General features: G+C 62.4%; 23 protein-coding genes. 17 read left to right on the forward strand and 6 right to left on the reverse strand.

The window, feature by feature from the left end; translation table 11 throughout:
- Nucleotides 1-15: 15 nt before the first annotated feature.
- On the reverse strand, nucleotides 16-531 hold the full coding sequence (locus D4754_RS21090) for a hydrolase (protein WP_240453967.1): 516 nt from the start codon (nucleotides 529-531) through the stop codon (nucleotides 16-18).
- Between the two features lie 357 nt (nucleotides 532-888).
- Between D4754_RS21090 and D4754_RS24145 the strand changes: the two genes are divergently transcribed.
- The 10 genes from D4754_RS24145 to D4754_RS21135 all read left to right on the forward strand — a co-directional run bounded on the left by D4754_RS24145 (nucleotide 889) and on the right by D4754_RS21135 (nucleotide 11808).
- Nucleotides 889-1065, forward strand: coding sequence for a hypothetical protein (locus D4754_RS24145; RefSeq protein WP_163026017.1), 177 nt, complete (start codon nucleotides 889-891; stop codon nucleotides 1063-1065).
- Nucleotides 1062-1781: a GntR family transcriptional regulator gene (locus D4754_RS21095; RefSeq protein WP_121067776.1), complete on the forward strand. Its 720-nt coding sequence runs from the start codon at nucleotides 1062-1064 to the stop codon at nucleotides 1779-1781. Before D4754_RS24145 ends, D4754_RS21095 begins: the two co-directional genes overlap by 4 nt.
- Before the next feature lie 57 nt (nucleotides 1782-1838).
- Nucleotides 1839-3614 (forward strand): oxalyl-CoA decarboxylase, encoded by a 1776-nt coding sequence (gene oxc / locus D4754_RS21100; protein ID WP_121067779.1) that lies wholly within the window; start codon nucleotides 1839-1841, stop codon nucleotides 3612-3614.
- A 20-nt stretch (nucleotides 3615-3634) separates the two neighbouring features.
- Nucleotides 3635-4909 (forward strand): formyl-CoA transferase, encoded by a 1275-nt coding sequence (gene frc / locus D4754_RS21105; protein ID WP_121067782.1) that lies wholly within the window; start codon nucleotides 3635-3637, stop codon nucleotides 4907-4909.
- Between the two features lie 64 nt (nucleotides 4910-4973).
- On the forward strand, nucleotides 4974-5891 hold the full coding sequence (locus tag D4754_RS21110; RefSeq protein ID WP_240453968.1) for a methionyl-tRNA formyltransferase: 918 nt from the start codon (nucleotides 4974-4976) through the stop codon (nucleotides 5889-5891).
- A gap of 30 nt (nucleotides 5892-5921) precedes the next feature.
- Nucleotides 5922-7589 (forward strand): formate--tetrahydrofolate ligase, encoded by a 1668-nt coding sequence (locus D4754_RS21115; RefSeq protein ID WP_121067789.1) that lies wholly within the window; start codon nucleotides 5922-5924, stop codon nucleotides 7587-7589.
- Between the two features lie 31 nt (nucleotides 7590-7620).
- Nucleotides 7621-8457, forward strand: a complete 837-nt coding sequence (locus D4754_RS21120; protein ID WP_240453969.1) for a universal stress protein — start codon at nucleotides 7621-7623, stop codon at nucleotides 8455-8457.
- A gap of 174 nt (nucleotides 8458-8631) precedes the next feature.
- Nucleotides 8632-9591: a Bug family tripartite tricarboxylate transporter substrate binding protein gene (locus D4754_RS21125; protein ID WP_240453970.1), complete on the forward strand. Its 960-nt coding sequence runs from the start codon at nucleotides 8632-8634 to the stop codon at nucleotides 9589-9591.
- Nucleotides 9592-9719: 128 nt separating this feature from the next.
- The gene (locus D4754_RS21130; RefSeq protein WP_121067800.1) at nucleotides 9720-10247 is read left to right on the forward strand and encodes a tripartite tricarboxylate transporter TctB family protein; all 528 of its coding nucleotides are present in this window, start codon (nucleotides 9720-9722) and stop codon (nucleotides 10245-10247) included.
- Nucleotides 10248-10356: 109 nt separating this feature from the next.
- Nucleotides 10357-11808: a tripartite tricarboxylate transporter permease gene (locus D4754_RS21135; RefSeq protein WP_420837226.1), complete on the forward strand. Its 1452-nt coding sequence runs from the start codon at nucleotides 10357-10359 to the stop codon at nucleotides 11806-11808.
- Nucleotides 11809-11860: 52 nt separating this feature from the next.
- On the opposite strand, the gene D4754_RS21140 is transcribed toward D4754_RS21135, so the two are convergent.
- Nucleotides 11861-13267 carry a helix-turn-helix domain-containing protein gene (locus D4754_RS21140; RefSeq protein WP_121067807.1) on the reverse strand — a complete coding sequence of 469 codons (1407 nt, stop codon included), beginning with the start codon at nucleotides 13265-13267 and terminating at the stop codon, nucleotides 11861-11863.
- A 141-nt stretch (nucleotides 13268-13408) separates the two neighbouring features.
- Here D4754_RS21140 and D4754_RS21145 point away from each other — a divergent pair, with 141 nt between their 5' ends.
- From D4754_RS21145 to D4754_RS21160, 4 genes are all read left to right on the forward strand, one after another.
- Complete coding sequence (locus D4754_RS21145) at nucleotides 13409-14461, forward strand: ketopantoate reductase family protein (protein WP_121067810.1); 1053 nt, start codon at nucleotides 13409-13411, stop codon at nucleotides 14459-14461.
- A gap of 34 nt (nucleotides 14462-14495) precedes the next feature.
- On the forward strand, nucleotides 14496-15812 hold the full coding sequence (gene glyA, locus D4754_RS21150) for a serine hydroxymethyltransferase (RefSeq protein ID WP_121067813.1): 1317 nt from the start codon (nucleotides 14496-14498) through the stop codon (nucleotides 15810-15812).
- Between the two features lie 24 nt (nucleotides 15813-15836).
- Nucleotides 15837-17027, forward strand: a complete 1191-nt coding sequence (locus tag D4754_RS21155) for an aminotransferase class V-fold PLP-dependent enzyme (RefSeq protein WP_121067816.1) — start codon at nucleotides 15837-15839, stop codon at nucleotides 17025-17027.
- Between the two features lie 76 nt (nucleotides 17028-17103).
- Nucleotides 17104-18057, forward strand: a complete 954-nt coding sequence (locus D4754_RS21160) for a D-2-hydroxyacid dehydrogenase (protein WP_121067819.1) — start codon at nucleotides 17104-17106, stop codon at nucleotides 18055-18057.
- A 37-nt stretch (nucleotides 18058-18094) separates the two neighbouring features.
- On the opposite strand, the gene D4754_RS21165 is transcribed toward D4754_RS21160, so the two are convergent.
- Nucleotides 18095-18328: a hypothetical protein gene (locus D4754_RS21165; RefSeq protein ID WP_121067822.1), complete on the reverse strand. Its 234-nt coding sequence runs from the start codon at nucleotides 18326-18328 to the stop codon at nucleotides 18095-18097.
- Nucleotides 18329-18564: 236 nt separating this feature from the next.
- Here D4754_RS21165 and folD point away from each other — a divergent pair, with 236 nt between their 5' ends.
- From folD to D4754_RS21180, 3 genes are all read left to right on the forward strand, one after another.
- Nucleotides 18565-19458, forward strand: coding sequence for a bifunctional methylenetetrahydrofolate dehydrogenase/methenyltetrahydrofolate cyclohydrolase FolD (gene folD / locus D4754_RS21170; RefSeq protein ID WP_121067867.1), 894 nt, complete (start codon nucleotides 18565-18567; stop codon nucleotides 19456-19458).
- Nucleotides 19459-19539: 81 nt separating this feature from the next.
- On the forward strand, nucleotides 19540-20103 hold the full coding sequence (locus D4754_RS21175; RefSeq protein WP_121067825.1) for a methylenetetrahydrofolate reductase C-terminal domain-containing protein: 564 nt from the start codon (nucleotides 19540-19542) through the stop codon (nucleotides 20101-20103).
- Nucleotides 20096-21034: a methylenetetrahydrofolate reductase gene (locus D4754_RS21180; protein ID WP_121067828.1), complete on the forward strand. Its 939-nt coding sequence runs from the start codon at nucleotides 20096-20098 to the stop codon at nucleotides 21032-21034. The genes D4754_RS21175 and D4754_RS21180 overlap by 8 nt, the downstream gene beginning before the upstream one ends.
- Before the next feature lie 68 nt (nucleotides 21035-21102).
- Here D4754_RS21180 and rimO read toward each other — a convergent pair whose 3' ends face one another.
- From rimO to D4754_RS21195, 3 genes are read right to left on the reverse strand one after another with little or no spacing between them, the layout of a single operon-like run.
- Nucleotides 21103-22494 carry a 30S ribosomal protein S12 methylthiotransferase RimO gene (gene rimO, locus D4754_RS21185; protein ID WP_121067831.1) on the reverse strand — a complete coding sequence of 464 codons (1392 nt, stop codon included), beginning with the start codon at nucleotides 22492-22494 and terminating at the stop codon, nucleotides 21103-21105.
- A 54-nt stretch (nucleotides 22495-22548) separates the two neighbouring features.
- Nucleotides 22549-24240, reverse strand: coding sequence for a KpsE/RkpR family capsule polysaccharide export protein (locus D4754_RS21190; protein WP_121067834.1), 1692 nt, complete (start codon nucleotides 24238-24240; stop codon nucleotides 22549-22551).
- The gene (locus D4754_RS21195) at nucleotides 24218-24877 is read right to left on the reverse strand and encodes an ABC transporter ATP-binding protein (RefSeq protein ID WP_121067836.1); all 660 of its coding nucleotides are present in this window, start codon (nucleotides 24875-24877) and stop codon (nucleotides 24218-24220) included. The genes D4754_RS21190 and D4754_RS21195 overlap by 23 nt, the downstream gene beginning before the upstream one ends.
- Nucleotides 24878-25023: the final 146 nt, after the last annotated feature.

The following is a 25023-nucleotide window of genomic DNA, read 5'->3' on the forward strand; positions in this document are numbered from 1 at the left end:
GCAGTTGGTTTGGAGTTACTTGATAAGCGGCAGAAGCCGTTTGAATGCCGGCGTGCCGGCCTGGCCCAGCCATTCGAACACGACCATTTCCGTCGTGACGATGCCGATGCCGCTGGCGTTGAGGCGCGCGAGGCACGCCTGTTCGCTTTCGAGCGTCCGCGAGGCGGTCGCATCAGAGACGACGAAGACGTCGTAGCCTTCCTCGATCAGGCTGGCGGCGGTCTGGACGACGCAGATATGCGCCTCCATACCTGCCAGAACCGCCTGCTTGCGGTTCAGCCCGCGGAACTTTGCTGCAAATGCATCGTCTTCCATGCAGGAAAAGTGCACCTTGCTCAGGACCGTGGTCCCGGGTGCGGGTTTCAGTTCCGGCACCGTGTGGCCAAGGCCGGCCGGATACTGTTCCGTCATGATAACCGGAACGTCCACTTCCTGCGCGCTGGCAAGAAGCGTCTTGGTGTTCCGAATCGTCCGGGCCGGGGCCTGCATCGCCGGAACCAGCCGCTCCTGCATGTCGATGACGACGAGCACGGAGTCTGTTGCGCGTATTAGCATGTCGGTCTGTGTCCCCCGCTATGTGTCGGATCGCCGAAAGGACGTCTCTCCTTACGCCCGTCAGGTGATCTACATTCCCTTGGTATGCCAAATACCACGGTGGTTCCCGTTCATCAAGTGGCTGCTGGCCGGCAAAAGCGCGCTATCGAATCTAAGGCGGATGATGGGGGGGTTCGGGACGCTGAATTCACGCCGCAGCGCAATAAAATCTGGCCTTTCCTGGTTGTCCGACGGGCTCCATCACGCCGCATGGCCTAAATAACCTCTTTGTTTTACTGAGGTTGCAGGGATTGCCATCATATCTGCCCATCGGAATGTGTAGAAAGTCCTTTGATGAAAGACATCGAAAAAACAGGGTGTTATGGTGGTGCACCAAATACAAACTGTGCAACTGCAGCGAAGAACGACCGCAAAAGACAATTGCGTGCTCAGAATGGCTGGTCTATGGTATACCACAAGATCAGGGCAGCGTCGCAGATCGCACTCATGACGGGGAGACCAGAGGCATGAAGCTTCGACCGATCGCGACCAACTTCACCCTGAAGGACCATGTCTACGACAGGCTGCGCGAGGCCATTACCGAAATGGATATCTACGCCAGAGATGCTGACCTGAGGCTCGACGAGCGTTCGCTCGCAGAGCAGCTGGGTATCTCGCGCACGCCGCTGCGGGACGCCATCGCGCGTCTTGAGGGCGACGGCCTGGTGTCGGTGGTTCCGCGCAAGGGGATCTACGTGCGGCGCAAGAGCCGGGAAGAGATCCTCGAGATGATCATTGCCTGGGCCGCGCTGGAAAGCATGGCGGCCCGACTGGCAGCAGAGACCGCAACGGATGCCGAGATCGCATCCCTGCGCAAGATCGCGGCCAAGTACACGGGCGAAACGGCGAGTACCCACATCTCGGAGTACTCCGACGACAATATCAAGTTCCACCAGCGCATTCTCGAGATCTCGAAATGCACGATGCTGAAGACGATGGCCGATGCCCTGTTCCTCCACATGCACGCGGTTCGGCTGCGGGCAATGGGGGAAGGGGACCGGCTGCACCGTTCGATCGTCGATCATGCCGAGATCATCGAGGCGCTGGAAACGCGTGATCCCGAACTGGCCGCCCTGCGCGTCCGGGAACACACGATGCGCCTTCACGACCACGTTCGTCGGACGTGGATGCGTCTGGAAATCTCGACCAAAGACAACCTGAGCAAAGACAACTTGAACACCGCCTAGGAAGACGGACGCAAAGAGAGAAAAGCGTTCCGGCCCAGGCACCAAGGGAGGACACCAATGGACGTTGCCACCGCAGCAAAGGACTTCAGCACCGAAGCGCCGGCGCAGGAAAGCCAAACCGACGGCTTCCATCTTCTGATCGACGCGCTGAAGCTGAACGGTGTCGAGACCATTTACAATGTCCCCGGCATTCCGATCACCGACCTTGGCCGGTATGCGCAGGCGCAGGGACTGCGGGTCCTGTCGTTCCGTCACGAACAGCACGCGGGCTATGCCGCGGCTGCGGCCGGGTTCCTGACCAAGAAGCCGGGCATCTGCATGACGGTTTCGGCGCCGGGCTTCCTGAACGGACTGACCGCGCTGGCCCATGCGACGACGAACTGCTGGCCGATGATCATGATCTCCGGCTCGTCCGAGCGCGAGATCGTCGACCTGCAGCGTGGCGACTATGAGGAGATGGACCAGCTGGCCATCGCACGGCCCCACGTGAAGGCCGCCTACCGTATCCTGCATGCCGAAGACATCGGTCTGGGCGTTGCCCGGGCCATCCGTGCCGCCCTGACGGGCCGTCCCGGTGGCGTGTACCTCGACGTGCCGGGCCAGCTTCTGGGCCAGGTGATGGACGCGGCCGAAGGCGCGAAGTCGCTGATGAAGGTGGTTGACCCCAACCCCGCCAGCGTACCGTCGGACGAGGCGCTCGATCGTGCGCTCGACGTGCTGAAATCGGCCAAGAAGCCGCTGATCATCCTTGGCAAGGGCGCGGCTTACGCGCAGGCCGACGAAAAGGTCCGCGAACTGGTCGAAACGCTGGGCTTCCCCTACCTGCCGATGTCGATGGCCAAGGGCCTGCTGCCCGACACCCATCCGCAATGCTCTGCCGCGGCCCGGTCGCTGGTGCTGAAGGAAAGCGATTGCGTCTTCCTGATCGGTGCCCGCCTGAACTGGCTTCTGAGCCACGGGCAGGGCCCGGGCTGGGGCGAGAAGGGCATGAAGAAATTCGTCCAGATCGACATCGAACCGACCGAGATGGACAGCAACCAGATGATCAGCGCCCCGCTGATCGGTGATGTTGGTTCGGTTGCCACGGCCCTGCTCGAAAAGATGGGCGGGAACTGGGAAAAGCCGTCCGAAGAATGGACCGGCGCGGTGCGTTCGAAGGTCGAAGGCAATGTCGCCAAGATGGCGCCGCGGCTGAAGAACAACAACTCGCCGATGGATTACCAGGGCTCGCTGGGCGTCATCAAGGAACTAATCGCCGAAAACCCCGACGTGGTTCTGGTGAACGAAGGCGCCAACGCGCTGGACCAGTGCCGTTCGATCGTCGACATCCACAAGCCGCGCAAGCGTCTGGATGTGGGCACCTGGGGCATCATGGGCATCGGCATGGGCAGCGCCATCGCGGCGGCTGTCGAAACCGGAAACCAGGTCCTGGCCGTCGAGGGCGACAGCGCCTTCGGGTTCTGCGGCATGGAGATCGAAACGGTCTGCCGTTACGACCTGCCGGTCTGCACGGTGATCATGAACAACAACGGTATCTACCGTGGCGACGGCACCAACTGGTCGGGCGGCGAAGATCCCGCGACCACCGTGTTCGTCAAGGACTCCCGCTACGACCTGATGATCCAGGCCTTCGGTGGCGTTGGCGTGACCGTCGACAACCCGGATGCGCTGCGCCAGGCCATCAAGGAAGCCTTCGCCAGCCGGAAGCCGACGCTCATCAATGCCGTGATTGCCGAAGGCGCCGGCAAGGAAAGCGGCAATATCGGCAACCTCAACCCGTCTTCGGTCGTGGCGCAGCAGCGCTACCCGCAAGCCAAGAAAATCAACGGTTAAGTGACCGCGGAGGCACTACTATGAAAGCTCTCGAAGGGGTCAAGATCCTCGATTTCACTCACGTGCAGTCAGGCCCGACCTGTACCCAGCTTCTCGCCTGGTTCGGCGCAGACGTGATCAAGGTGGAGCGTCCCGGCGTCGGTGACGCGACCCGCCAGCAGCTGGTGGACGTTCCGGGCGCGGATTCGCTCTACTTCACCATGCTGAACCACAACAAGCGGTCGATCGAGCTGAACTCGAAGAACGAAACCGGCAAGGAAGTTCTGACCCGGCTGATCGAAACCTGCGACGTGATGGTGGAAAACTTCGCCCCCGGCGCGCTGGATCGCATGGGCTTTTCCTGGGAGCGTATCCAGGAGATCAACCCGCGCATGATCCTGGCCTCGGTCAAGGGTTTCGGCCCCGGCAAGTACGAGGATTGCAAGGTCTACGAGAACGTCGCGCAATGCGCCGGTGGCTCGGCCTCGACCACCGGTTTCCTTGACGGCCCGCCGACGGTGACCGGCGCGCAGATCGGCGACTCCGGCACGGGTCTGCACCTGGCTCTGGGGATCGTGACGGCCCTGTTCCAGACCACCCGCACCGGTCGTGGCCAGAAGGTTCTGGCGCCGATGCAGGATGGCGTGATCAACCTTTGCCGCGTCAAGCTGCGTGACCAGCAGCGTCTGGAAGCGGGCCCGCTGAAGGAATACTCGCAATACGGCGCCGGCATCGAATTCGGCGAAGCCACGCCGCGGGCGGGCAACGACTCGGGCGGCGGTCAGCCGGGCCGGATCCTGAAGTGCAAGGGCTGGGAAACCGACCCGAACGCCTACACGTATTTCATCACCCAGGCGGCTGTCTGGGAGCGCGTCTGTGACGTGATCGGCGCGCCCGAGTGGAAGACCAAGGAAGGCTACAAGTCCCCGGCTGAGCGGCTCGACAAGCTCGACGAGATCTTCGCGCGTGTCGAAGAATGGACCATGACCAAGACCAAGTTCGAGGTTATGGACATCTGCAACCCGCTCGACATCCCCGTCGGTCCGATCCTGTCGACCAAGGAGATCATCGAGGACGAGGGCCTGCGCAAGACCGGCACCATCGTCGACATCGATCACCCGAAGCGCGGGAAGTACACCTCGGTCGGGTGCCCGATCAAGCTGTCGGACAGCCCTGTCGAAGTCACCCGTTCGCCGCTTCTGGGCGAACACACCGTCGAAATCCTGCGCGACGTGCTGGGCTACGACGGCGAGGCGCTGGCCAAGATCGTGGAATCCGGTGCGGTGGGCAAAGTCGACCAAAAGGCCGCCGAGTAAATTTGTGAATCAAACGGGGTGATCCGGCGCAAGAACGGATGCCCCGTGTCCCGGGAGGACGAAAATGCGATTGATCGTTATGGGGCAGCAGGCCTTCGGTAAAGACGTGCTGGCCAAGCTGCTTGAGACTGGAACGGACGAAGTCGTGGCCGTCTATTGCGAGCCCGACAAGGACGGCAAACCCGTCGATCCGATCAAGGAATTCGCGCTTGAGAAGGGTCTTCCGGTCGAGCAGCCCGCGAATTTCGACGACCAGGCGACCCTGGACACGCTGGCCGGTTACAATGCCGACCTGATGGTCATGGCCTTCGTGAACGTCTTCGTTCCCGAAGCGGCGCGCGACACGCCGACCCATGGCTCGATCTGTTTCCACCCGTCGCTTCTGCCTCTGCACCGTGGACCGTCGGCCGTCAACTGGCCGATCATCATGGGCTCCACCAAGTCCGGCTATTCCTGGTTCTACCCGTCCGACGGGCTGGACGAAGGCGACAGCCTGCTCCAGTGGGAATGCGACATCGGCCCCGACGACACGGTGATCGATCTCTATTTCAAGAAGATCTACCCCCATGCCGTCGACTCCGTGCTGACGGTCGTCGACCTCTACCGTGACGGAAATCCGCCGCGGATCGTGGCCGACGAGGCGGAGGCGACCTACGAGCGTCGCTGCAACAAGAACCATGCCCAGGTCAGCTGGCATCGCCCGGTCAAGCAGGTCTACGACCTGATCCGCGGCACCAATCCCGCGCCCGGCGCGTGGACCACGCTGAACGGGGAAGAGGTCGGGATCTTCGATTGCGAGCTGGTGTCGGGTGACGGCATTTCCGGTCGTATTCGGGAGATCACGGATGACGGAATTTCGGTCCAGTGCGTAGGCGGCCGGATCCTCGTAAAGCGCGTGCGCCCGGCGGGAGAGGCAAAGATGTCTGCCTCGGAATGGGCCGCGTCGACCGGACTGAAAGCCGGCGACACACTCGGTAGCTAAAACACACTCAAATTTCGGGAACTATTACTCATGTCCGATATCGAAATCGCCCGCGCCGCGACAAAGAAACAGATCCAGGAGATCGGTGCCAAGCTGGATATTCCGTCCGAGCATCTGCTCCCCTATGGCCACGACAAGGCCAAGGTGTCGGAAGACTTCATCAAGTCGCTCTCCGACAAGCCCGACGGCCACCTGGTTCTGGTGACCGCCATCAACCCGACGCCCGCAGGCGAAGGCAAGACGACCACGACCGTGGGTCTGGGCGACGGCCTGAATGCCATCGGCAAGAAGGCTGCCGTCTGCATCCGCGAAGCCTCGCTCGGCCCCTGCTTCGGCATGAAGGGTGGCGCGGCCGGTGGCGGATACGCCCAGGTCGTTCCGATGGAGGACATGAACCTCCACTTCACCGGTGACTTCCACGCCATCACCTCGGCCCACAACCTGCTGGCCGCGATGCTCGACAACCACATCTACTGGGGCAACGAGCTGGAGATCGACATCCGCCGCGTGGTCTACCGCCGCGTTATGGACATGAACGATCGTGCGCTCCGCCAGATCGTCTGCAACCTGGGCGGTGTCGCCAACGGGTTCCCGCGGGAAGCCGGCTTCGATATCACCGTGGCGTCGGAAGTCATGGCGATCCTGTGCCTGGCTACCGACCTGGCCGATCTTGAAAAGCGCCTGGGCGACATCATCGTGGCCTACCGCCGCGACCGGACGCCCGTCTACTGCCGCGACATCAAGGCCGACGGTGCCATGACCGTGCTGCTTCAGCAGGCCATGCAGCCGAATCTGGTGCAGACGCTGGAAAACAACCCGGCCTTCGTTCACGGCGGCCCGTTCGCGAACATCGCGCATGGCTGTAATTCGGTCGTGGCAACCACCACCGCGCTGAAACTGGCCGACTATGTCGTGACCGAAGCCGGCTTCGGGGCCGACCTTGGCGCCGAGAAGTTCATGGACATCAAGTGCCGCAAGGCGGGCCTGAAGCCCGAGGCGGTCGTGATCGTGGCCACCGTGCGCGCGATGAAGATGAACGGCGGTGTCGCCAAGGCCGATCTGGGCGCCGAGAACGTGGATGCCGTGAAAGCGGGCTGCCCGAACCTTGGCCGTCATATTGAGAACCTCAAGCAGTTCGGCGTGCCAGCGGTCGTGGCGATCAACCACTTTGTCACCGACACCGATGCCGAAGTGGCCGCGGTTCAGGAATATGTCGCAACCCAGGGCACCGAGGCGATCCTCTGCAAGCATTGGGCCGATGGCTCCAAGGGCATCACCGATCTGGCGAACAAGGTCGTCGAAATCGTGGAAAGCGGCGAGGCGAACTACACTCCTCTCTATCCCGACGACATGTCGCTGTTCGACAAGATCGACACCATCGCCAAGCGGATCTACCGCGCGGACGAAGTGGTGGCCGACACGAAAATCCGCAACCAGTTGAAGGAATGGGAAGCGCAAGGCTATGGCGACCTGCCGGTCTGCATGGCGAAGACCCAGTATTCCTTCACGACCGATCCGAACAGGCGCGGCGCGCCGGTGGGCCACAGCCTGCCGATCCGCGAAGTGCGGCTGTCGGCCGGTGCCGGGTTCGTCGTGGTTGTCTGCGGCGAGATCATGACCATGCCCGGTCTGCCCAAGGTTCCGTCGGCGGAAGCGATCTGCATCAATGACGACGGCCTGATTGACGGGTTGTTCTGATCAAATGCCCAGCAGCACGCTTCATACCATTATGATGCCTGTTCGCGGCGATGGCAGGGGGCCTGTGCTCTTTGCCCACGCCGCGGCGCTGGCAAAGCGGTTTGGCGCGCATGTCAAGGTTGTGCATTGCCATCCGAAGGTCGACGACATGATGCCCTATGGCGTTGTCGTGCCGGCCTTCCTTCGCAAACAGATCGAGGCCGCCTCGGAAGCGAGCGCCGGCAGCGATGAGGATTTCCTGCACGCGAAATTCACGGCTGACGCCGCCAAGCACGGCGTCAGCGAGCAGGCGCCCGAACTGGGCAAGCCGACAGCGAATTGGTACGAATATGTCGGCAAGCAGGTGGACGCGGTGCGCCATTTCGGCCGCCTTTCCGATCTGATCTGCGTGGCCAAGCCGTCCAAGCAAGAAAACCTTGGCTTCAACACGTTGAAGGAAGCCCTGTTCTTTTCGGGACGGCCGGTTCTGGTTTGCACCGAGTCCGATCAGGTCAGCCCCGATCTGGGCAAGCACGTCGCCATCGGGTGGAACGGGTCGTTGGAGGCGTCCCGTGCCGCTGCGTTGGCGGTGCCGCTGATCGAAAACGCCGGACAGGTAACGATCCTGACCGGTGGCGGTTCTGAACACGCGGCCTCGGCCGAGGAGTTTCAGGACTACCTGGCAGTCCGGGGCGTGACTGCAGGCATCGTGAATTTCGATGTCCGCGGGTCCGCCGGGCGCCAACTTCTGTCCAAGAGCGGTGAGGTGGGGGCCGACCTGCTCGTCATGGGCGCATATCACGAGAGCTATGAACGCGAGACGTTGCTCGGAGGAAACTCTGCCGTTGTGGTGGAGGAGGCGACGATCCCGGTGATCATGGTTCACTGAGTGAGGAAGTAGAGAAGAAGAAGGAGGAAAGAGAGAGACTTGGAACGACCCGGTGTTCTCCGAAACAGCCTAGCCAAACCAAAACTCAAGATCGGCAGGCGGAGACACCAGCACCTGAAGTCCAAAGTTCTGAATCCAAGGGAGGATACTATGAAAATTTGGAAAGCATTGACGATGAGTGCCGCTGCACTTGCCATGTCGGGTACCGCGGCACTGGCGGAATGGCAGCCTCGTAAGCCTGTCGAGCTGATCATCATGGCCGGCACCGGCGGTGGCGCAGACCAGATCGCGCGCCTGCTGCAGGGCCTGATCCAGAAGAACGGCATGAGCCCGCGTCCTTTCATTCCGATCAACAAGCCCGGCGGGTCCGGCGCGGAAGCGCTGTCCTACATGAAGGGCAAGGAAGGCGACAACCACACCTTGCTGGTTGCGCTAAACAGCTTCTACACCACGCCGCTGATCCAGGAAGAGCTGGAAATCGACGTGACCAGCTTCGCCCCCATCGGGCGGATGGCAATGGATACCTTCCTTCTCTGGGTCAACGCCGAGAACGAAGATATCACCGACCTCGACAGCTATATCGCGGCCGTGAAGGAAAAGGATGGCGCCTGGAAAGTAGGCGGCACCGGCATGGGCCAGGAAGATTCGATCCTGACCGCGATGATGGAAAAGGAACTTGGCTACAACGTGACCTACATCCCGTTCCCGGGTGGCGGCACGGTGGCGAAGAACCTTGTCGGCAACCAGGTCGATTCCACCGTCAACAACCCGTCTGAACAGATGGAATTTTGGCGCGCGGGCAATGCCAAGCCTCTCGTCCAGTTCAACGGCGAACGTACCGCTCCGTTCGAGGACGTGCCGACCGCCAAGGAACTGGGGGCTGACATCGAGTACTACATGCAGCGCTCGATCTCGGGGCCGGCCGGAATGGATCCGGAAGCCATCGCCTGGTACCAGAACCTGTTCGAGGAACTCTTCAACTCCGAGGAATGGCAGGCCTACTGCGAATCCGACGGGCTGACCTGCGAGCAGTTCCTGACCGGTGACGACCTCTCCGCTTTCCACGAAGCTCAGCTCAAGCGTCACGAAGAGCTGATCGAGTCCGTGGGCGCCGACGCCATCATGTCGAAGTGATGTGATACCTGCTCCGGGCCCGTCAAACAGGCCCGGAGCAACCAAGCAAACTCGTCTGGCTGGTCGGCTGCGGTGCTGACCACAGGAAACAACGAATTCCAACGACAGTCCGCAAGGGAAGGTATTCAATGAACGTTCGTACGGCAGAGTTGCTCATGGGCTTTGGCATGCTTCTGGCGTCACTCGGCCTGATGTGGACCGTCTACAGCGACGATCTGACCATCGGCTGGGTCCAAGGCGTCGGACCCGGTGCCGGCATGTGGCCCTTCTGGTTGTCCCTTGGCATGGCCGGATCTTCGGTCTGGACCCTGGTCCGCTGGTTCAAGGGAGTCACGCCCGAATCCCGCAACGAGGATCCCTATATCGACCCGGACACCATCTTCATGGTCGGGGTCACGGTTGCAGCCATCTTCTGTCTGCTCCTCTTCAGCTCGATCATCGGGCTCTATTTCTCGATGATGTTGTTCCTGCTCTTCTACGTGAAAGTGCTCGGGCGCCACGGCTGGCCGGTGACGATCGGCGTGATGATTGGTGTTCCGGTGGCGGTCTACATGCTCTTCGAGGTCGCACTGAACAAGTATCTCCCGCGCGGTTTGCCGTTCTTCGAGAACCTGATGCTGCACGTCGACGACTTCCGCTACTCTCTCATGTACTGAAGTTGCCCACAAAAAAACTGCACTCCAGCAGGGAAAACGCCAAATGGACTCCATAATTACACTATTGGGCGCCGGGCTGCTTCAGTCCTTCGAGCCGCTCAACCTCGCTATGATCTTCCTGGGATGTCTGGCCGGGTTGTTCATCGGCGCCATGCCGGGCCTCGGGTCGGTCAACGGCGTCGCCATCCTTCTTCCCGTCACCTTCCTGGTGCCGCCGACATCGGCCATCATCTTCCTGGCCGCCCTTTACTACGGCGCTATGTACGGCGGTGCGGTATCTTCGATCACCCTGGGGATCCCGGGCGCCTCGACAGCGGTGGCCACCGTCTTCGACGGCAGGCCGATGGCCCAGAAGGGCAAGGCCGATCAGGCGCTGATGGCCGCGGCCATTGCATCGTTCATCGGCGGCACGATCTCGGTCATCCTATTCACCGGCTTCGCACCGCCGCTGGCGGCCTTCGCCTTGAAGTTCGGTCCACAGGAAGAATTCGCGCTGATGCTTCTGGCCTTCGCAACCTTCATCGGGCTGGGTGGGGATGACATACCGAAAACGATCTTCTCGATCCTCATCGGCCTTGTCATGGCGACCGTCGGTTTCGACATCATCTCGGGCAAGCCACGTCTGATCTTCTTCGACATGGTCGACTTCCAGCGCGGGATCGAGTTCCTGGTTCTGGCCATCGGCATCTACGGCATCGGCGAGATGATCTGGACACTGGAGCACACCAAGGGTGGCATCCAGATGCACAAGGTCGAGATCGGCTTCAAGAGGATCGTCGACAATCTGCGCCAGGTTAAGCAGTACTTCGGCACTGCCACGATGGGGTCTTTCATCGGCTTCTTCGTGGGGACGCTGCCGGCCGCCGGTGCAACGCCTGCCGCGCTGATGTCCTATGGTCTGGCCAAGACATTCTCGAAAGACGGTGACAGCTTCGGCAAGGGCAACGTGGCCGGTGTCGCGGCACCGGAAGCGGCCAACAACGCGGCTTCGACCGGCTCGATGCTTCCGATGCTCACGCTGGGTATCCCGGGCTCGCCCACCACGGCGATCCTTCTGGGCGGCATGATCATCTGGGGCCTGCGTCCCGGACCGCTCCTGTTCGCGGAAAGCCCGGACTTCGTCTGGGGCCTGATCGGGTCGATGTATGTCGCCAACTTCGTGACGGTCGTCCTGAACATTGCCCTGATCCCGGTCTTCATCCGTGTTCTGGCCATGCCCTTCAGCGTGCTGGCGCCGATCATCTTCATCCTCTGCACCGTCGGTGTCTACGCCACCACGGACCGGATGTTCGATACCTGGCTGATGCTCTTCCTGGGCTGCATGGGCTACCTGATGCGCAAGCTGAACTACCCGGTCGCACCCGCGGTTCTGGCCATCGTGCTCGGGCCCCTGACCGAACAGTCGCTGCGTCAGTCGCTGATCGGAAGCCAGGGCGATCCGATGACCTTCCTCGAGCGTCCGATCTCGCTCACGGTCATCCTGCTGGCGGTCGCGCTGATCTGCTACCCGATCGTCAACAGCTTCCTGAAGAGGCGCAAGACGGTCAAGATTGCCGAGTAATCGCAATCCGTCCTGCTGGGGAATGGAAAAGGGGGCCTTCGGGCCCCCTTTTTTAGCTTTCGTACCGGGTGCTTCCGCGCCGGTTTTCATCCATCGGCAGTTCGGTGAAGAGCGGCTGATGCGCCCGTTGCGTGCAGGCCTGCCGCGGGCACAGATGGCAGTTGATGCCGATCGGTGCATATAGCTGCGGGTCGTCGAAATTGTAGCGCGAGGCATAGCGGATCCGGTGCGCGTATCCGGCCTCGCACCCCAGCGCGAGCGTCAGGCGCCTGTCCTGCGTTTCCTCGCTGAAAACCGGGCGGTGCACGGTCCGGCTGATGGTGAAGTATCGGTCGCCATCCGGCATTTCCACGAATTGCGGCATGATCACGCCGGGCGTGTAGAACGCTGTGTGAATGTTCCAGACGGGACAGGATCCGCCATGTTCGGCCAGGTGGAACGAGGTGGAGTTGAACCGCTTCGTCACGTTCCCCGCCTTGTCGATTCGCATAAAGAAGAACGGCACGCCCCGCGCCCCTTCACGCTGGAGCGTCGTGACCCGCTGGCAGACCTGTTCGAAGGATGTCCCGAAAGCGGCGGCGATCCGGTCCATGTCGTAGCCGGTGGTTTCGGCCTCGGCCAGGAAACCGTCATAGGGCATCAGGTAGGCGGCCGCGAAATAGTTCGCCAGCTCCACCCGCAACCGCGTCAGCGCCTGGGGCGAATCGAAGCCGCTCTTTTCGGTATAGTCGGTGATGATGTCCCCGAACTCGACCACGCACAGGACATGGGCCAGCTGGAACACTTGGTTCGAGTTGTTGAGCGCCTGCGACAGGTACACCACCCGCGCCGCCTCGTCGTAGTAGCGCAACGCGTCGCCCATGTCCCCGATGCGGCGGACCTCGACCTGGATCCCGTGCTTGTCCTTCAGCTTGTCGCGCAGCTCGGCATAGCGATTCTCGGGCGTCGTGAAGCGCCCGTTCCACGCATTTTCGGCCGCGCTTTCAAGGTCCGGAAAGTGGTTCCGGTGATCGCGGAAGAAGTCGTGAATCAGCGCCTCGGGCGACGATTTCAGAAGTTCGCTGGCGCTTTCCGCACCGCCCAGCGTCATCAGTTTCTCAAGCGCCGACCGGTGCGCGTCGTAAAGTTGTAAAAAGTTGTCGACCAGTCGCGGGGCATGGTCGATTGCGCCGCGAATCTCCTGCAGGTCCGGTTTCTCGCCGTTGAAGACAGGGTCCTGCACCGCGTTGCGCAGATCGGCGATGTGCCGGGTGCTTTCGTCCTGCGTAAGATCGCGCCAATCGATGGCATAGGTGTCGGCAATGTTCATAAGCATTTGAACGGAAAGAGATCTCTGGTTATTCTCCAACAGGTTCACATAGGACGCACTGACCCCCAGTTGCTTGGCCATTTCGGCCTGGGTCTGCTTCCGTTCGCGTCTCAGTTGCCGCAGCCTGGGGCCGATCAGGGTCTTCACCATCATCTGTTCCTTACAACATTACGGAATGTTGGTTTGTTGTGTTCACAGCATACACGTTTACCCTTTTTTCGTGGAGCAGATATTTTTTGAAAGTATATTACCTCCAAGAACGATGAAGACCACGCTTGGGAGAGATGTCGCATGGGATACAAGATCGTTATTCTGGGTGCGTCCTATGGCTCGCTTCTGGGCACCAAGTTTGTCATGGCAGGCCATGACGTGACTCTGGTTTGCCGCAAGCCCACGGCCGAACTGATCAATGCCGAAGGCACCGACGTCCGCATCAAACTGCGCGACGAAGACGACCACCGGTCGTTCCGATCCAACGATCTGCCGGGCACGATGAATGCCGTCACGCCAGAGGATGTCGTGGCGTCGGATTACGATCTGGGCGTTCTCGCGATGTCCGAGCCGCAGTACTGCAACGACGCCATCACGGCCGTCTTGCGCGGTATCGGCGGGGCCGGCCTGCCGTGCCTGTCGATTATGAACATGCCGCCGCTGCCGTTCCTGCGCCGGATCGAAGGGCTGGATACGTCGACGCTGGAATCCAGCTTCACCTGCGCGGACGTCTGGAACACGCTGGAACCCGGCCGGGTGACGCTGTGCAGCCCGGACCCGCAAGCCTACCGGCTGGCCGAAGAGGGCGCGAACGTGCTCCATGTCGGGCTGCCCACGAACTTCAAGGCAGCGCCTTTCGAGAAGCCGCAGCACACGCAGATCCTGAGGGACCTGGCCGAGGACATCGATGCGCTGCGTGTCGATGGCAAGGACGTCCCCGTGAAGCTTCGGGTGTTCGATTCGCTCTTCGTTCCCTTCGCCAAATGGTCGATGCTGCTGACCGGCAATTACCGCTGCGTGCTGCCGGACGGTGTGCAGGCGATCCGCGAAGCGGTGCAGGGGGATCTGGACCTGTCGCAATCGATCTACACCCAGGTCGATGCGATCATCCGCAAACTGGGCGCCGATCCCGAAGATCTTGTGCCGTTCGAGAAATACGCCAACGCGGCCGAAGGGCTTCTGCGCCCGTCTTCCGCCGCACGGGCCGTCGATGGCGGGGCCGATCACATCGAACGTGTGGATCTGCTGGTCAAGCTCATCGGGGATCAGCTGGGCGTCACGTCGCCGGAACTGGACCGGATCGCAAATACAGTCAGCGCGCGACTTGCCGAAAATCAGCGCGCCGCCGCGTGACGTAACACGCAGCGACAAATGAACCGGAGGAATTATGGAAGATTTTGCGGAGTCACCGCGCGCCTCAGGTGCGTCTGAAACATTCTTTGAAACGCCTCTGACCCAGACGGACCCGGGCCTTGCGGCCATGATCGGCCGCGAACTGGGCCGTCAGCGGGACGAGATCGAACTGATCGCGTCGGAAAACATCGTCTCGCGCGCCGTGCTGGATGCGGCGGGCAGCGTGCTGACCAACAAGTACGCCGAAGGCTATCCGGGGCGTCGCTACTACGGCGGCTGCCAGTACGTGGACGAGGTCGAGACGCTGGCCATCGAACGCGCGTGCGAGCTGTTCGGCTGTGGTTTCGCCAACGTGCAGCCCAATTCGGGCAGCCAGGCGAACCAGGGCGTGTTCCTTGCGCTGGCAAAGCCGGGCGACACGATCCTTGGCCTCAGCCTCGACGCCGGCGGTCACCTGACCCATGGCGCCAAGCCTAACCTGTCGGGCAAATGGTTCAATCCTGTGCACTATGGCGTTGATCCGGAAACGCATCTGATCGACTACGACCAACTTGAATCGCTGGCTGTCGAACACAAGCCCACGATCATCATCGCCGGGGGCTCGGCCTATCCCCGCCAGATCGATTTCGCCCGTTTCCGCGCAGTGGCCGACAAGGTCGGTGCGATCCTGATGGTCGACATGGCGCATTTCGCCGGGCTGGTCGCCGCGGGTCTGCACCCGTCGCCGTTCCCGCATGCGCATGTGGCCACGACCACCACGCACAAGACGCTGCGCGGCCCCCGGGGCGGCATGATCCTGACGAATGACGAAGCGATCGCGAAGAAGATCAATTCGGCCATCTTCCCGGGTCTGCAAGGCGGGCCGCTGATGCATGCCATCGCCGGCAAGGCCGTGGCCTTTGGCGAGGCGTTGCAGCCCGGCTTCAAGACCTATGCCGCGCAGGTCATTGAAAACGCGCAGATTCTGGCGAAAACGCTGGTCGATGACGGCTTTGCCATCACGTCTGGCGGCACCGACACGCACCTGATGCTGGTCGACCTGCGCCCCAAGGGCGTGAAGGGGAACGAGGCCGAACAGGCCCTGGGCCGTGCACACATCACCTGCAACAAGAACGGCGTGCCGAACGACCCCGAAAAACCGACCGTGACCTCGGGCATCCGTCTTGGCACGCCGGCGGGCACCACGCGGGGCTTCGGCGCCGCAGAGTTCGCCCGGATCGGCACGATGATCTGTACCGTTCTGAACGGGCTCGCCACCAATGGCCCCGAGGGCAACGGCGAAGTCGAAGCTAAGGTCAAGGAAGACGCCATGGCCCTGTGCCAAGACTTCCCGATCTACCCAACCCTGTGAAACTGGTAATGCGAGGAACCACAAATGTCTGGTTTTAATGGACTGGCCGTTCCCGGCCCGACGAACATGCCCTTCGAAGTGCGTCGGGCGATGGATGTGGCACTGGAAGATCACCGCGCGCCTGATTTCCCGGAATTCACGCTGCCGCTGTTCGCCGACCTGAAGAAGGCCTTCATGCTGGAAAACGGGCAGGTCTTCATCTTCCCCAGCTCGGGCACCGGCGGGTGGGAATCGGCGATCGTCAACACCATGTCGCCCGGTGACAAGGTCCTGGCATCGGTCTTCGGACAGTTTTCGCACCTGTGGGTCGACCTGTGCCAGCGTTTCGGCCTGGTCGTAGACGCGATCGAGTGCGACTGGGGCACCGGTGTTCCCATCGAGCTTTATGAACAGAAGCTTGCCGCCGACAAGAACCACGAAATCCGCGCCGTTCTGGTCACCCAGAACGAAACCGCGACGGGCGTGAACAGTGATGTGAAGGCCGTCCGCGACGTCCTGGATAGCCTCGGCCACCCCGCGCTGCTGTTCGTCGATGGTGTAAGCTCGATCTGCTCGATCGAATTCCGGATGGAAGAATGGGGCGTCGACGTGGCCGTTTCGGGCTCGCAGAAGGGTTTCATGCTGCCGACCGGTCTGGGGATCGTCGGTGTCAGCCAGAAGGCGCTGGATTCGCGACCTAAATCGACGCTGCCGAAGACGTTCTTCGACTATGACGACATGATCAAGACGAACAAGGACGGCTACTTTCCCTACACGCCGGCCACCACGCTGCTGCGCGGCCTGCGCGCATCGCTCGACATGCTGCTGGGCGAGGGGCTGGAAAACGTCTGGGCGCGCCACAACCGGCTGGCCGAAGGTTGCCGCCTTGCGGTCGATGCCTGGGGCCTGACGCTCTGCGCGAAAGAGCCGAAATGGTATTCCGACACGGTCAGCGCGATTGTTGTGCCGGAAGGCTATAACGCCAATGACGTGATCCAGACCGCCTACAAGAAGTACGATCTGTCGCTGGGCGCGGGCCTGTCGAAAGTGGCGGGCAAGGTCTTCCGGATCGGCCATCTGGGCTACATGAACGAACTGATGGTCCTGCAGGCCTTGGGCGGCGCAGAACTGGCGATGCGGGACGTGGGCATTCCGTTCCAATCCGGGGCGGGCGTTGGCGCGGCGGTCGATTACTACGCCGCAACCCCGCAGGCCGCGGCACTGGCCGCCGAATAACTCCCCCCCTGTGGCGCGCGATCGTCGTCCCCTCGGGGGTCGCGCGCCGCTTTTTTCTACGAAATAGGCCCAATACATGCGCATCGTCTTTCTTGATCGGGGCTCCATTGGCCCCTCTGTCGAGCTGCACCGCCCGTCTTTCGAACATGAATGGGTGGTCTATGAACAGACCGCGCCGGACCAGGTGGCCGAGCGTCTGGCAGACGCCGATATCGCGATATCGAACAAGGTGCCGATCCGCCGCGACAGCATCGAAAAGGCGCCGAAGCTGAAGATGATCGCGATTCCGGCGACGGGTTATGACGCCTTCGACCTGGAAGCCTGCCGCGAGCGTGGCATCGTCGTGTCGAACGTGCGCGGCTATGCGATCAACACCGTGCCGGAACATACCTTCGCCCTGATCCTCGCGCTGCGCCGCAGCATCGTGGGCTATCGTCAGGACGTGATCGACGGCGAATGGCAGCGGTCGGGGCAGTTCTGCTTCTTCACGCATCCGATCAAGGATCTGAGCGAATCGACCATCGGCATTGTCGGTGAAGGCGTGCTGGGGCAGGGGGTCGCGACACTGGCGCGGGCCTTTGGCATGAAGGTCCAGTTCGCCGCGCACAAGGGCGTGTCGGGGCTTGGCCCGCTTTACACGCCATGGGACGAGGTTCTGGAAACCGCGGACGTGATCACGCTGCACAGCCCGCTGATGCCCGCGACCAAGAACATGATCGCCGAGCCTGAATTCCGGAAGATGAAGAAGAAACCGCTTCTGGTGAACTGCTCCCGCGGGGGGCTGGTGCACGAAGGCGATCTGGTCAAGGCGCTGGACGAGGGCTGGATTTCCGGCGCGGGCTTCGACGTGCTGACGTCCGAGCCGCCGGCGGACGATAACCCGTTGTTAACGGTACTGGATCGCCCGAACGTGATCGTCACGCCGCACGTGGCCTGGGCCAGCGAGGAGGCGATGCAGACCTTGTGGAATCAGGTCCGCGATCATCTTGAAAACTTCTACCGTGGCGAACCGAGCAACGTCGTCACGTGAAGCGGCTGGCGGTCCGGCAACCCGGACCGCCAAGCATTCAGGGGAACTTCCAGAAGCCGTTCGCCCGGGAGACAACGACCTTCGGCAGATCTTCACGCGAAAAGCCGGCCTTGGCGAGGCTAGCGTCGGTTTTGTGCGACAGGTGGGTGTACTCGTTTGCCATACGGTTGGCTTCACGAATCCATTCGATGGCCAGAACCAGTGCCCGCAGCGGAAAAAGCAGAGCTTGACCAAAGTTGACCTGAGTGGGGTGTGTAACGGTGTTCGCCATGACTGGCACCTTTTCATCTGGTATATCTGGTACCAACTTATGCCGCGTTGCGGCGCGAACGGCAAATGCTGCGTCAGCATTGCCGCTATGCAGAAATGGCAAGGCTGGGGCATTGCGGGTGATTTCGGTATGGGTTCGGATCGATTTTCGCTAAACGGCCGGGGGGTATGCTCCGGTCCCGGCGCAGGGCGGACGTACAGGCCAATGGACAGGCCAATGGGTTGAAGGAGAAGACCGTGACGGCACAGATTATTGATGGGAAGGCTTTTGCAGCGACGGTTCGGGCCAAGGTGGCCGACCATGTCGCGCGTCTGCAGGCCGACCATGGGCTGACCCCGGGCTTGGCGGTGGTTCTGGTGGGTGAAGATCCGGCCAGCCAGGTCTATGTCCGGTCCAAGGGCAAGCAGACCAAGGAAGCCGGGATGCTGTCGGTGGAGCACAAGCTTTCGCCGGACACGTCCGAAGAAGACCTGCTGAAGCTGATCGCGGATCTGAACGCCGATCCTTCGATCCACGGGATCCTCGTTCAATTGCCGCTGCCGGATCACCTCGATTCCGACCTGGTGATCAACGCGATCGATCCGGCCAAGGATGTCGACGGGTTCCACATCTCCAATGTCGGGCTGCTGGGCACCGGACAGAAAAGCATGGTCCCCTGCACGCCGCTGGGCTGCCTGATGCTGCTGCGCGACCATCTGGGCTCGCTCTCGGGGCTGAACGCTGTTGTCGTGGGCCGGTCGAATATCGTGGGCAAGCCGATGGCGCAGTTGCTGCTGGGCGACAGCTGCACCGTGACCGTCGCGCATTCCCGGACGAAGAACCTTCAGGATGTGGTCCGCGCGGCCGATATCGTCGTGGCGGCCGTCGGCCGGCCCGAGATGGTGACGGGCGACTGGATCGGCGAGGGCGCCACGGTGATCGACGTGGGAATCAACCGGATCGAAGGCGAAGGCGGCAAGACGAAGCTGGTGGGCGACGTTGATTTCGAAAGCGCGTCCAAGGTCGCAGGCGCCATCACGCCTGTGCCGGGCGGCGTAGGCCCAATGACCATCGCTTGCCTTCTGGCCAACACGATCACCGCCTGCTGCCGCGCCAACGGCCTGCCCGAACCCGAAGGCCTGACGGCCTGATCCTGCCGGCCCGGCTGTGCAGGCCGGGCCGCGCCCTAGACTGCTGCACACTGTCCCGCGACCCAGAACGGCAAAGGTGACATGTACCGCATCCGACTCTTCGCGACCCGCCATGCCCGCGGATTCGAGCGTCTCTACGGGATGCTGGAAACGGTCATGGTCGCACTGGACCCCGTCTTTCGGCGGCTGGGCTACACCCGCGTTGAACGCGTGGTGGGGCCGATGGAAAACCTGACCAAATCACTGCTGTTCGACTGCAAGATGTGCGGGCAGTGCGTACTATCCTCGACCGGCATGTCCTGCCCGATGAACTGCCCCAAGACCCTGCGCAACGGCCCGTGCGGCGGCGTCCGCCCGGGCGGGTACTGCGAGGTGAAGCCCGACATGCGCTGTGTCTGGGTCGAAGGCTGGGACGGTGCGGCCAGGATGAAGGGCGGGGATCGGATCAAGACGGTCCTGCCACCTGTCGATCATTCCCTGAAAGGCTCGTCCTCGTGGCTGCGTGTCGCCCGCGAAAAGGCTGAGGAACGGCGCGAAGCGCAGGAGCCCCGCCGCACGACCATCGCCGGGGCCTTCGGCGGCGCCCGCAAGACAGAACCCACCTCGGCCCCCCTGGCGCCCGAACCCGGTCGCAAGGATGGATGACGCTCCGCGCACCGGAAGCCGGTTGGAGAAGGTCCTGCGGTCGGGCCGTTTCGCCATCACGGCCGAACTGAACCCGCCCGACAGCGCCGACCCGGAGGACGTGTACGAGGCCGCGCGCCCCCTGGGAGAGGTCGCCGACGCGATCAACGCCACCGATGCGTCAGGTGCCAACTGCCATATGTCATCGCTGGGGATCTCGGCCCTGCTCGTGCAGGCCGGGTACGGGCCAGTGCTGCAGGTGTCGTGCCGCGACAGGAACCGGATCGCGATCCAGGGGGATGTGCTGGGCGCGTCGGCCCTTGGCGTGCACAACGTGCTGTGCCTGACGGGGGATGACGTTTCGGCAGGCGATCAGCCGGGCGCGAAACCGGTGTTCGACTTCGATTCGATCTCGCTCCTGCGCACGCTGCGGACCCTTCGCGACGATGCGGTGTTCCTGTCCGGCCGCAAGATCACCACCCCGCCGAAGCTGTTCCTTGGCGCGGCCGAAAACCCGTGCGTCGACCCGCTGGAATGGCGCGCCGACCGGCTGGGCAAGAAGATCGACGCGGGCGCTGATTTCATCCAGACCAACCTGATCTACGACATCCCACGGTTCGAACGCTTCATGGACCGGGTCCGTGAACTGGGCCTCCATCGACGTGCGTACATCCTTGCGGGCGTCGGGATGGCGACGTCGGCCAAGGGCGCGCGGTGGATGCGGGCGCGTGTGCCGGGGATCCACATCCCCGACCACGTGATCGACCGTCTGGAAAAGGCCAGCGATCCGGTCGAGGAGGGCAAGCGCATATCCGTCGAACTGATCCAACAGGTGCGCGAGATCTCGGGTGTGTCCGGCGTTCATGTCATGGCCTATCGGCGCGAACATGAGGTGTCGGAGATCGTCATGCGCTCAGGCGTTCTGGAGCGTCGGAAAATCGAATGGCGATGACGTGAATCGCGCGAGATAAGACGCGCAACTACCTGAAATATTGAATATCCGAAAGCACATGTTCTGCTTCAGTTCTCGATCTTGCCCCAAAGGTCGAAATCGCCGGCTTCGTCGACGATGACGTTGACCATGTCCCCGGCCTGAAGGGTTTCGAAGCCCTCATCGATGAACAGGTTGCCGTCGATCTCTGGCGCGTCGGCGGTTGTCCGGCAGGTGGCCCCGTCGTCTTCCACGCTGTCCACCAGAACCTGCATCCGTTGGCCGACCTTGGCTTCCAGCTTCCGGGCGGAAATCGCCTGTGCCTTTTCCATGAACCGGTCCCAACGTTCGGCCTTCACCTCTTCCGGGACATGATCCGGTAAGGCGTTCGACCGCGCGCCAGCGACATTTTCGTATTGGAAGCAGCCGACGCGATCCAGCTGCGCTTCGTCCAGCCAATCCAGAAGAGTCTGGAACTCGGCCTCGGTCTCTCCTGGGTAGCCCACGATGAAGGTCGACCGGAGCGTCAGGTCGGGGCAGATCGCCCGCCAGGCGGCGATTTCATCCAGCGTCTTGGCGGCGGCCGCGGGGCGGGCCATGCGCTTCAGCACGTCGGGATGCGCGTGCTGGAACGGGATGTCGAGGTAAGGCAGCACGCCGTTGGCCGGGTCCGCCATCAGCGGGATCAGGTCACGGACATGGGGGTAGGGATAGACGTAGTGCAGCCGCACCCACGCGCCCAGCGTGCCCAGTTCGCGGGCCAGATCGGTGATGTGGCTGCGAACCTCGCGGTCCTTCCATGTCTGCGGCTCGTGGCGTCGATCGAGCCCATAGGCGCTGGTATCCTGCGAGATCACCAGCAGCTCCTTCACCCCGGCCTCGACCAGCTTTTCCGCCTCGCGCAGCACGGCGTGGGCGGGGCGCGATTGCAGCCGGCCGCGCATGTCGGGGATGATGCAGAACTTGCACTTGTGGTTGCAGCCTTCTGATATCTTTAGATAAGAGAAGTGCCGCGGCGTCAGCTTCACGCCCGCCGCGGGCAACAGATCCACGAATGGATCGGGCGACGGCGGCACCGCCAGATGCACCGCGTCCAGCACCTGTTCATACTGGTGCGGGCCCGTCACGGCCAGGATGCGCGGGTGGTGTTGGCGGATGTAGTCGGGCTCGGCGCCCAGGCAGCCGGTGACGATCACGCGGCCGTTTTCCGTCAGCGCCTCGCCGATGGCATCCAGCGATTCCGCCTTCGCACTGTCAAGGAACCCGCAGGTGTTCACGATCACCGCGTCGGCGCCGGAATAGTCGGGCGAGATCCCGTAGCCTTCGGCGCGCAGCCGCGTCAGGATGCGTTCGCTGTCGACGAGCGCCTTCGGGCACCCGAGCGACACCATCCCGATCCGGGGCTGCCCGTCACGGCGGGTGTCGTCCATCCGCGGGGCGGGGGCAAGGTCGGGGCGAAGCTCGGGCGGGTTTTGTACCATGCGCGCGCTATAACGAGCGCACGCAGGGCTGGAAAGGCCCCTCGCGCAGCCGTGTCAGGTGCTGACCTGTTCGCGCAGGATCGAAGCGGTGAGCGAGATCATCAGGTAGATGCCCCCGAAGATCAGGAAGGCGAGAACCGTGTTTTCGAATTTGCGGGGAGAGCTTGGCTCCTCGCTGGGGATGGGCTGGACCGAGATCGTCAGGTAACGGACCTGCCGGTTGGCTTCCATCCGGGTCTGTTCGACCTGTTGCAGCGCGGATTGCATCATCATGTCCCGCGTCGCCAGATCGGCTTGCGCCATCTGCATCTGCACCGACATGCTGGCCAGCGATTCCTCGCCCTGGTTGGCCTGGGTCATGCGATCGTTCAGCTCGGCCACCTTGCTGGTCAGCCGCCGGATGTCGCCCTTGACCCCGTCGACCTTGGCCTGGTTCGGGCGCAGGTTGTCTTCCAGCGCGGCCAGTTCCAGTTCCTTTTCCTCAAGCTGGGTCTCGAAGGTGCTGATCATCGTGCGAAGGCTGGCGATCCGGCCCTCCGGGTCGATCAGCGCGTTCTTCTGCTGCAACTTGATCAGCGCTTCCTGTGCGTCGCGGCGGTCCTGTTCGGCGACGGCCAGCGCCTCTTCGGCGTCCTCCATCTGGTCGCCGCGCTTTTCACGGCTCATGTCGTTCACCCGGTCTTCCGCGTAGGAGATCAGCCGGCGCGAGAATTCGGTGGCCGTCTCGGGATTTGCCGCCGTGACCTCCATCCTCAGCACGCCTTCGGTCGGATCGTAGCCGATCTTCACGGCTTTCTTGTAGGTCTTGTAGGTCTCCTCCGTCGAGGCATCGGCCGGCAGGCGCTGGATCGGGTCGATCCAGGGCTGCGAGTAATGCGCCTGGAAACCGGCATCGCGGTCGAGCCTGACCATCGCGTCCTTGGATTCAAGGAAGGACTGGACGGCGGTGGAATCCTGCGAGGTCGCGAATTGCGTGCCTGTCAGCAGGCCGGCCACCTGGCCACTGCCGCCATCGGCCTGCAGGATCAGGAATTCGCTGTCCGACGAATACATCGGCGTGGCGATGTTGTAGAAATAGTACCCGCAGATCAGCGTTGGCAGCCCCACGAAGAAGGCAAGCCGCGCCGCCAGAAGCGCCAGCGTGCGGCGGCGGCGGCGGACGATGTCGCGCTGGATCTCGCTGATCTCGCGTTCGCGGCGCCGGGCCGGGTCAAGCTCGGTCGATGGCAGGAGATCGGGCTTTTGCTCGACCGTCTGGGGAAGCTGGACGCGGGCCTCGCCATCCTTCTTCCGTGGCACGACAAGTTCCAGCATGTTGGCGTGGCGGAACGGATCGATCCCGTTCTGCCGCAGCAGGCGGACGGCGTCCTCGTCCGATGTGGCGGGCAGATCGTGACGTTGTGCCACCCGGCGCGCCATCCGCAACTGCCGGCTTGTCAGCCCTTCCTGTCGGATCGCCTCGTTTTCCACTTCGGCCGGGGTCGGCTGTGCTTCGGTCTCGTCGCGCTTGGGCGACGTCGTGGGATCATCCTGTGGCGGGGGCTGTTCGGGCCGGGGGGTCGCGCGCTGTGCCGCATCCGTGACGTAGGGATCGGCCTTCGGGGCCGAGAACGCGCCATCCGGCGGCGGGGCGACGCGACGGGGATCGCGGCCAGCCTCGGTCTCGACAGTTTCCGGGGCCGCGTTGCCTGCCGCCGCCGGGTTGCGGCGGATGCGGAACTTCCTAGCCTTCGGTTTGGTAGTCATAAAGCTGTTTCGCTTCTTCTAGCGTGTCGAACATGTAAAGTTGCCCGTTGCGAAGGACAGCCGCGGATCTGGCGAATTTCTCCAGCGTGGCAGGCGAATGCGAGACGATCACGATTGTCGTCGTCTCCAGCCGTTCGCGAAGGATGCTGGCGGCCTTGCGGTTGAATTCGGCATCGGTCGATCCGGGCATGCCTTCGTCGATCAAATAGATATCGAAGTCTAGCGCAAGCATGAGGGCAAAGGAAAACCGCCCCTTCATGCCCGATGAATACGTGCCCATCGGCTGATCGAAATATTCGCCCAGGTGGCACAGCCAGCGGCAATAGGATTCGACGTAATCCGGATCCATGCCATACAGCTTGGCAATGTAGCGGCTGTTTTCCTTGGCCGAGATCCGCGAGACGGTGCCGCCCATGAAGCCAAGCGGGAAGGACACGTTGCAGGTGCGCCGGATCACGCCCTCGTCCGGTTTTTCGATCCCGGCCATCATGTTGATCAGGGTCGTCTTGCCGGTGCCGTTCGGTGCGAGGATCCCAAGGCTGCGCCCCAGTTCGACCCGGAAGGACACGCGGTCGAGGATCACCTTCCGCTGTGTTCCGGTCCAGAAGCTCTTGCTGACATTCGAAAACTCGATCATCCGCGTTTGCCGTGGAGAGGCGTTCTTTCTGGTCACTCACGTTCTGCCATTCGGTCACACCTTTCGGGGACGCCCGGAAACAGTTTTCAGGCACCGCAGGTCAATTTATGCCGAAACGGGAAACAAATCCATAAGCACAAGCGCCG

It is taken from the genome of Chachezhania antarctica (assembly GCF_003646465.1).
In the GTDB taxonomy this organism is placed as follows: domain Bacteria; phylum Pseudomonadota; class Alphaproteobacteria; order Rhodobacterales; family Rhodobacteraceae; genus Chachezhania; species Chachezhania antarctica.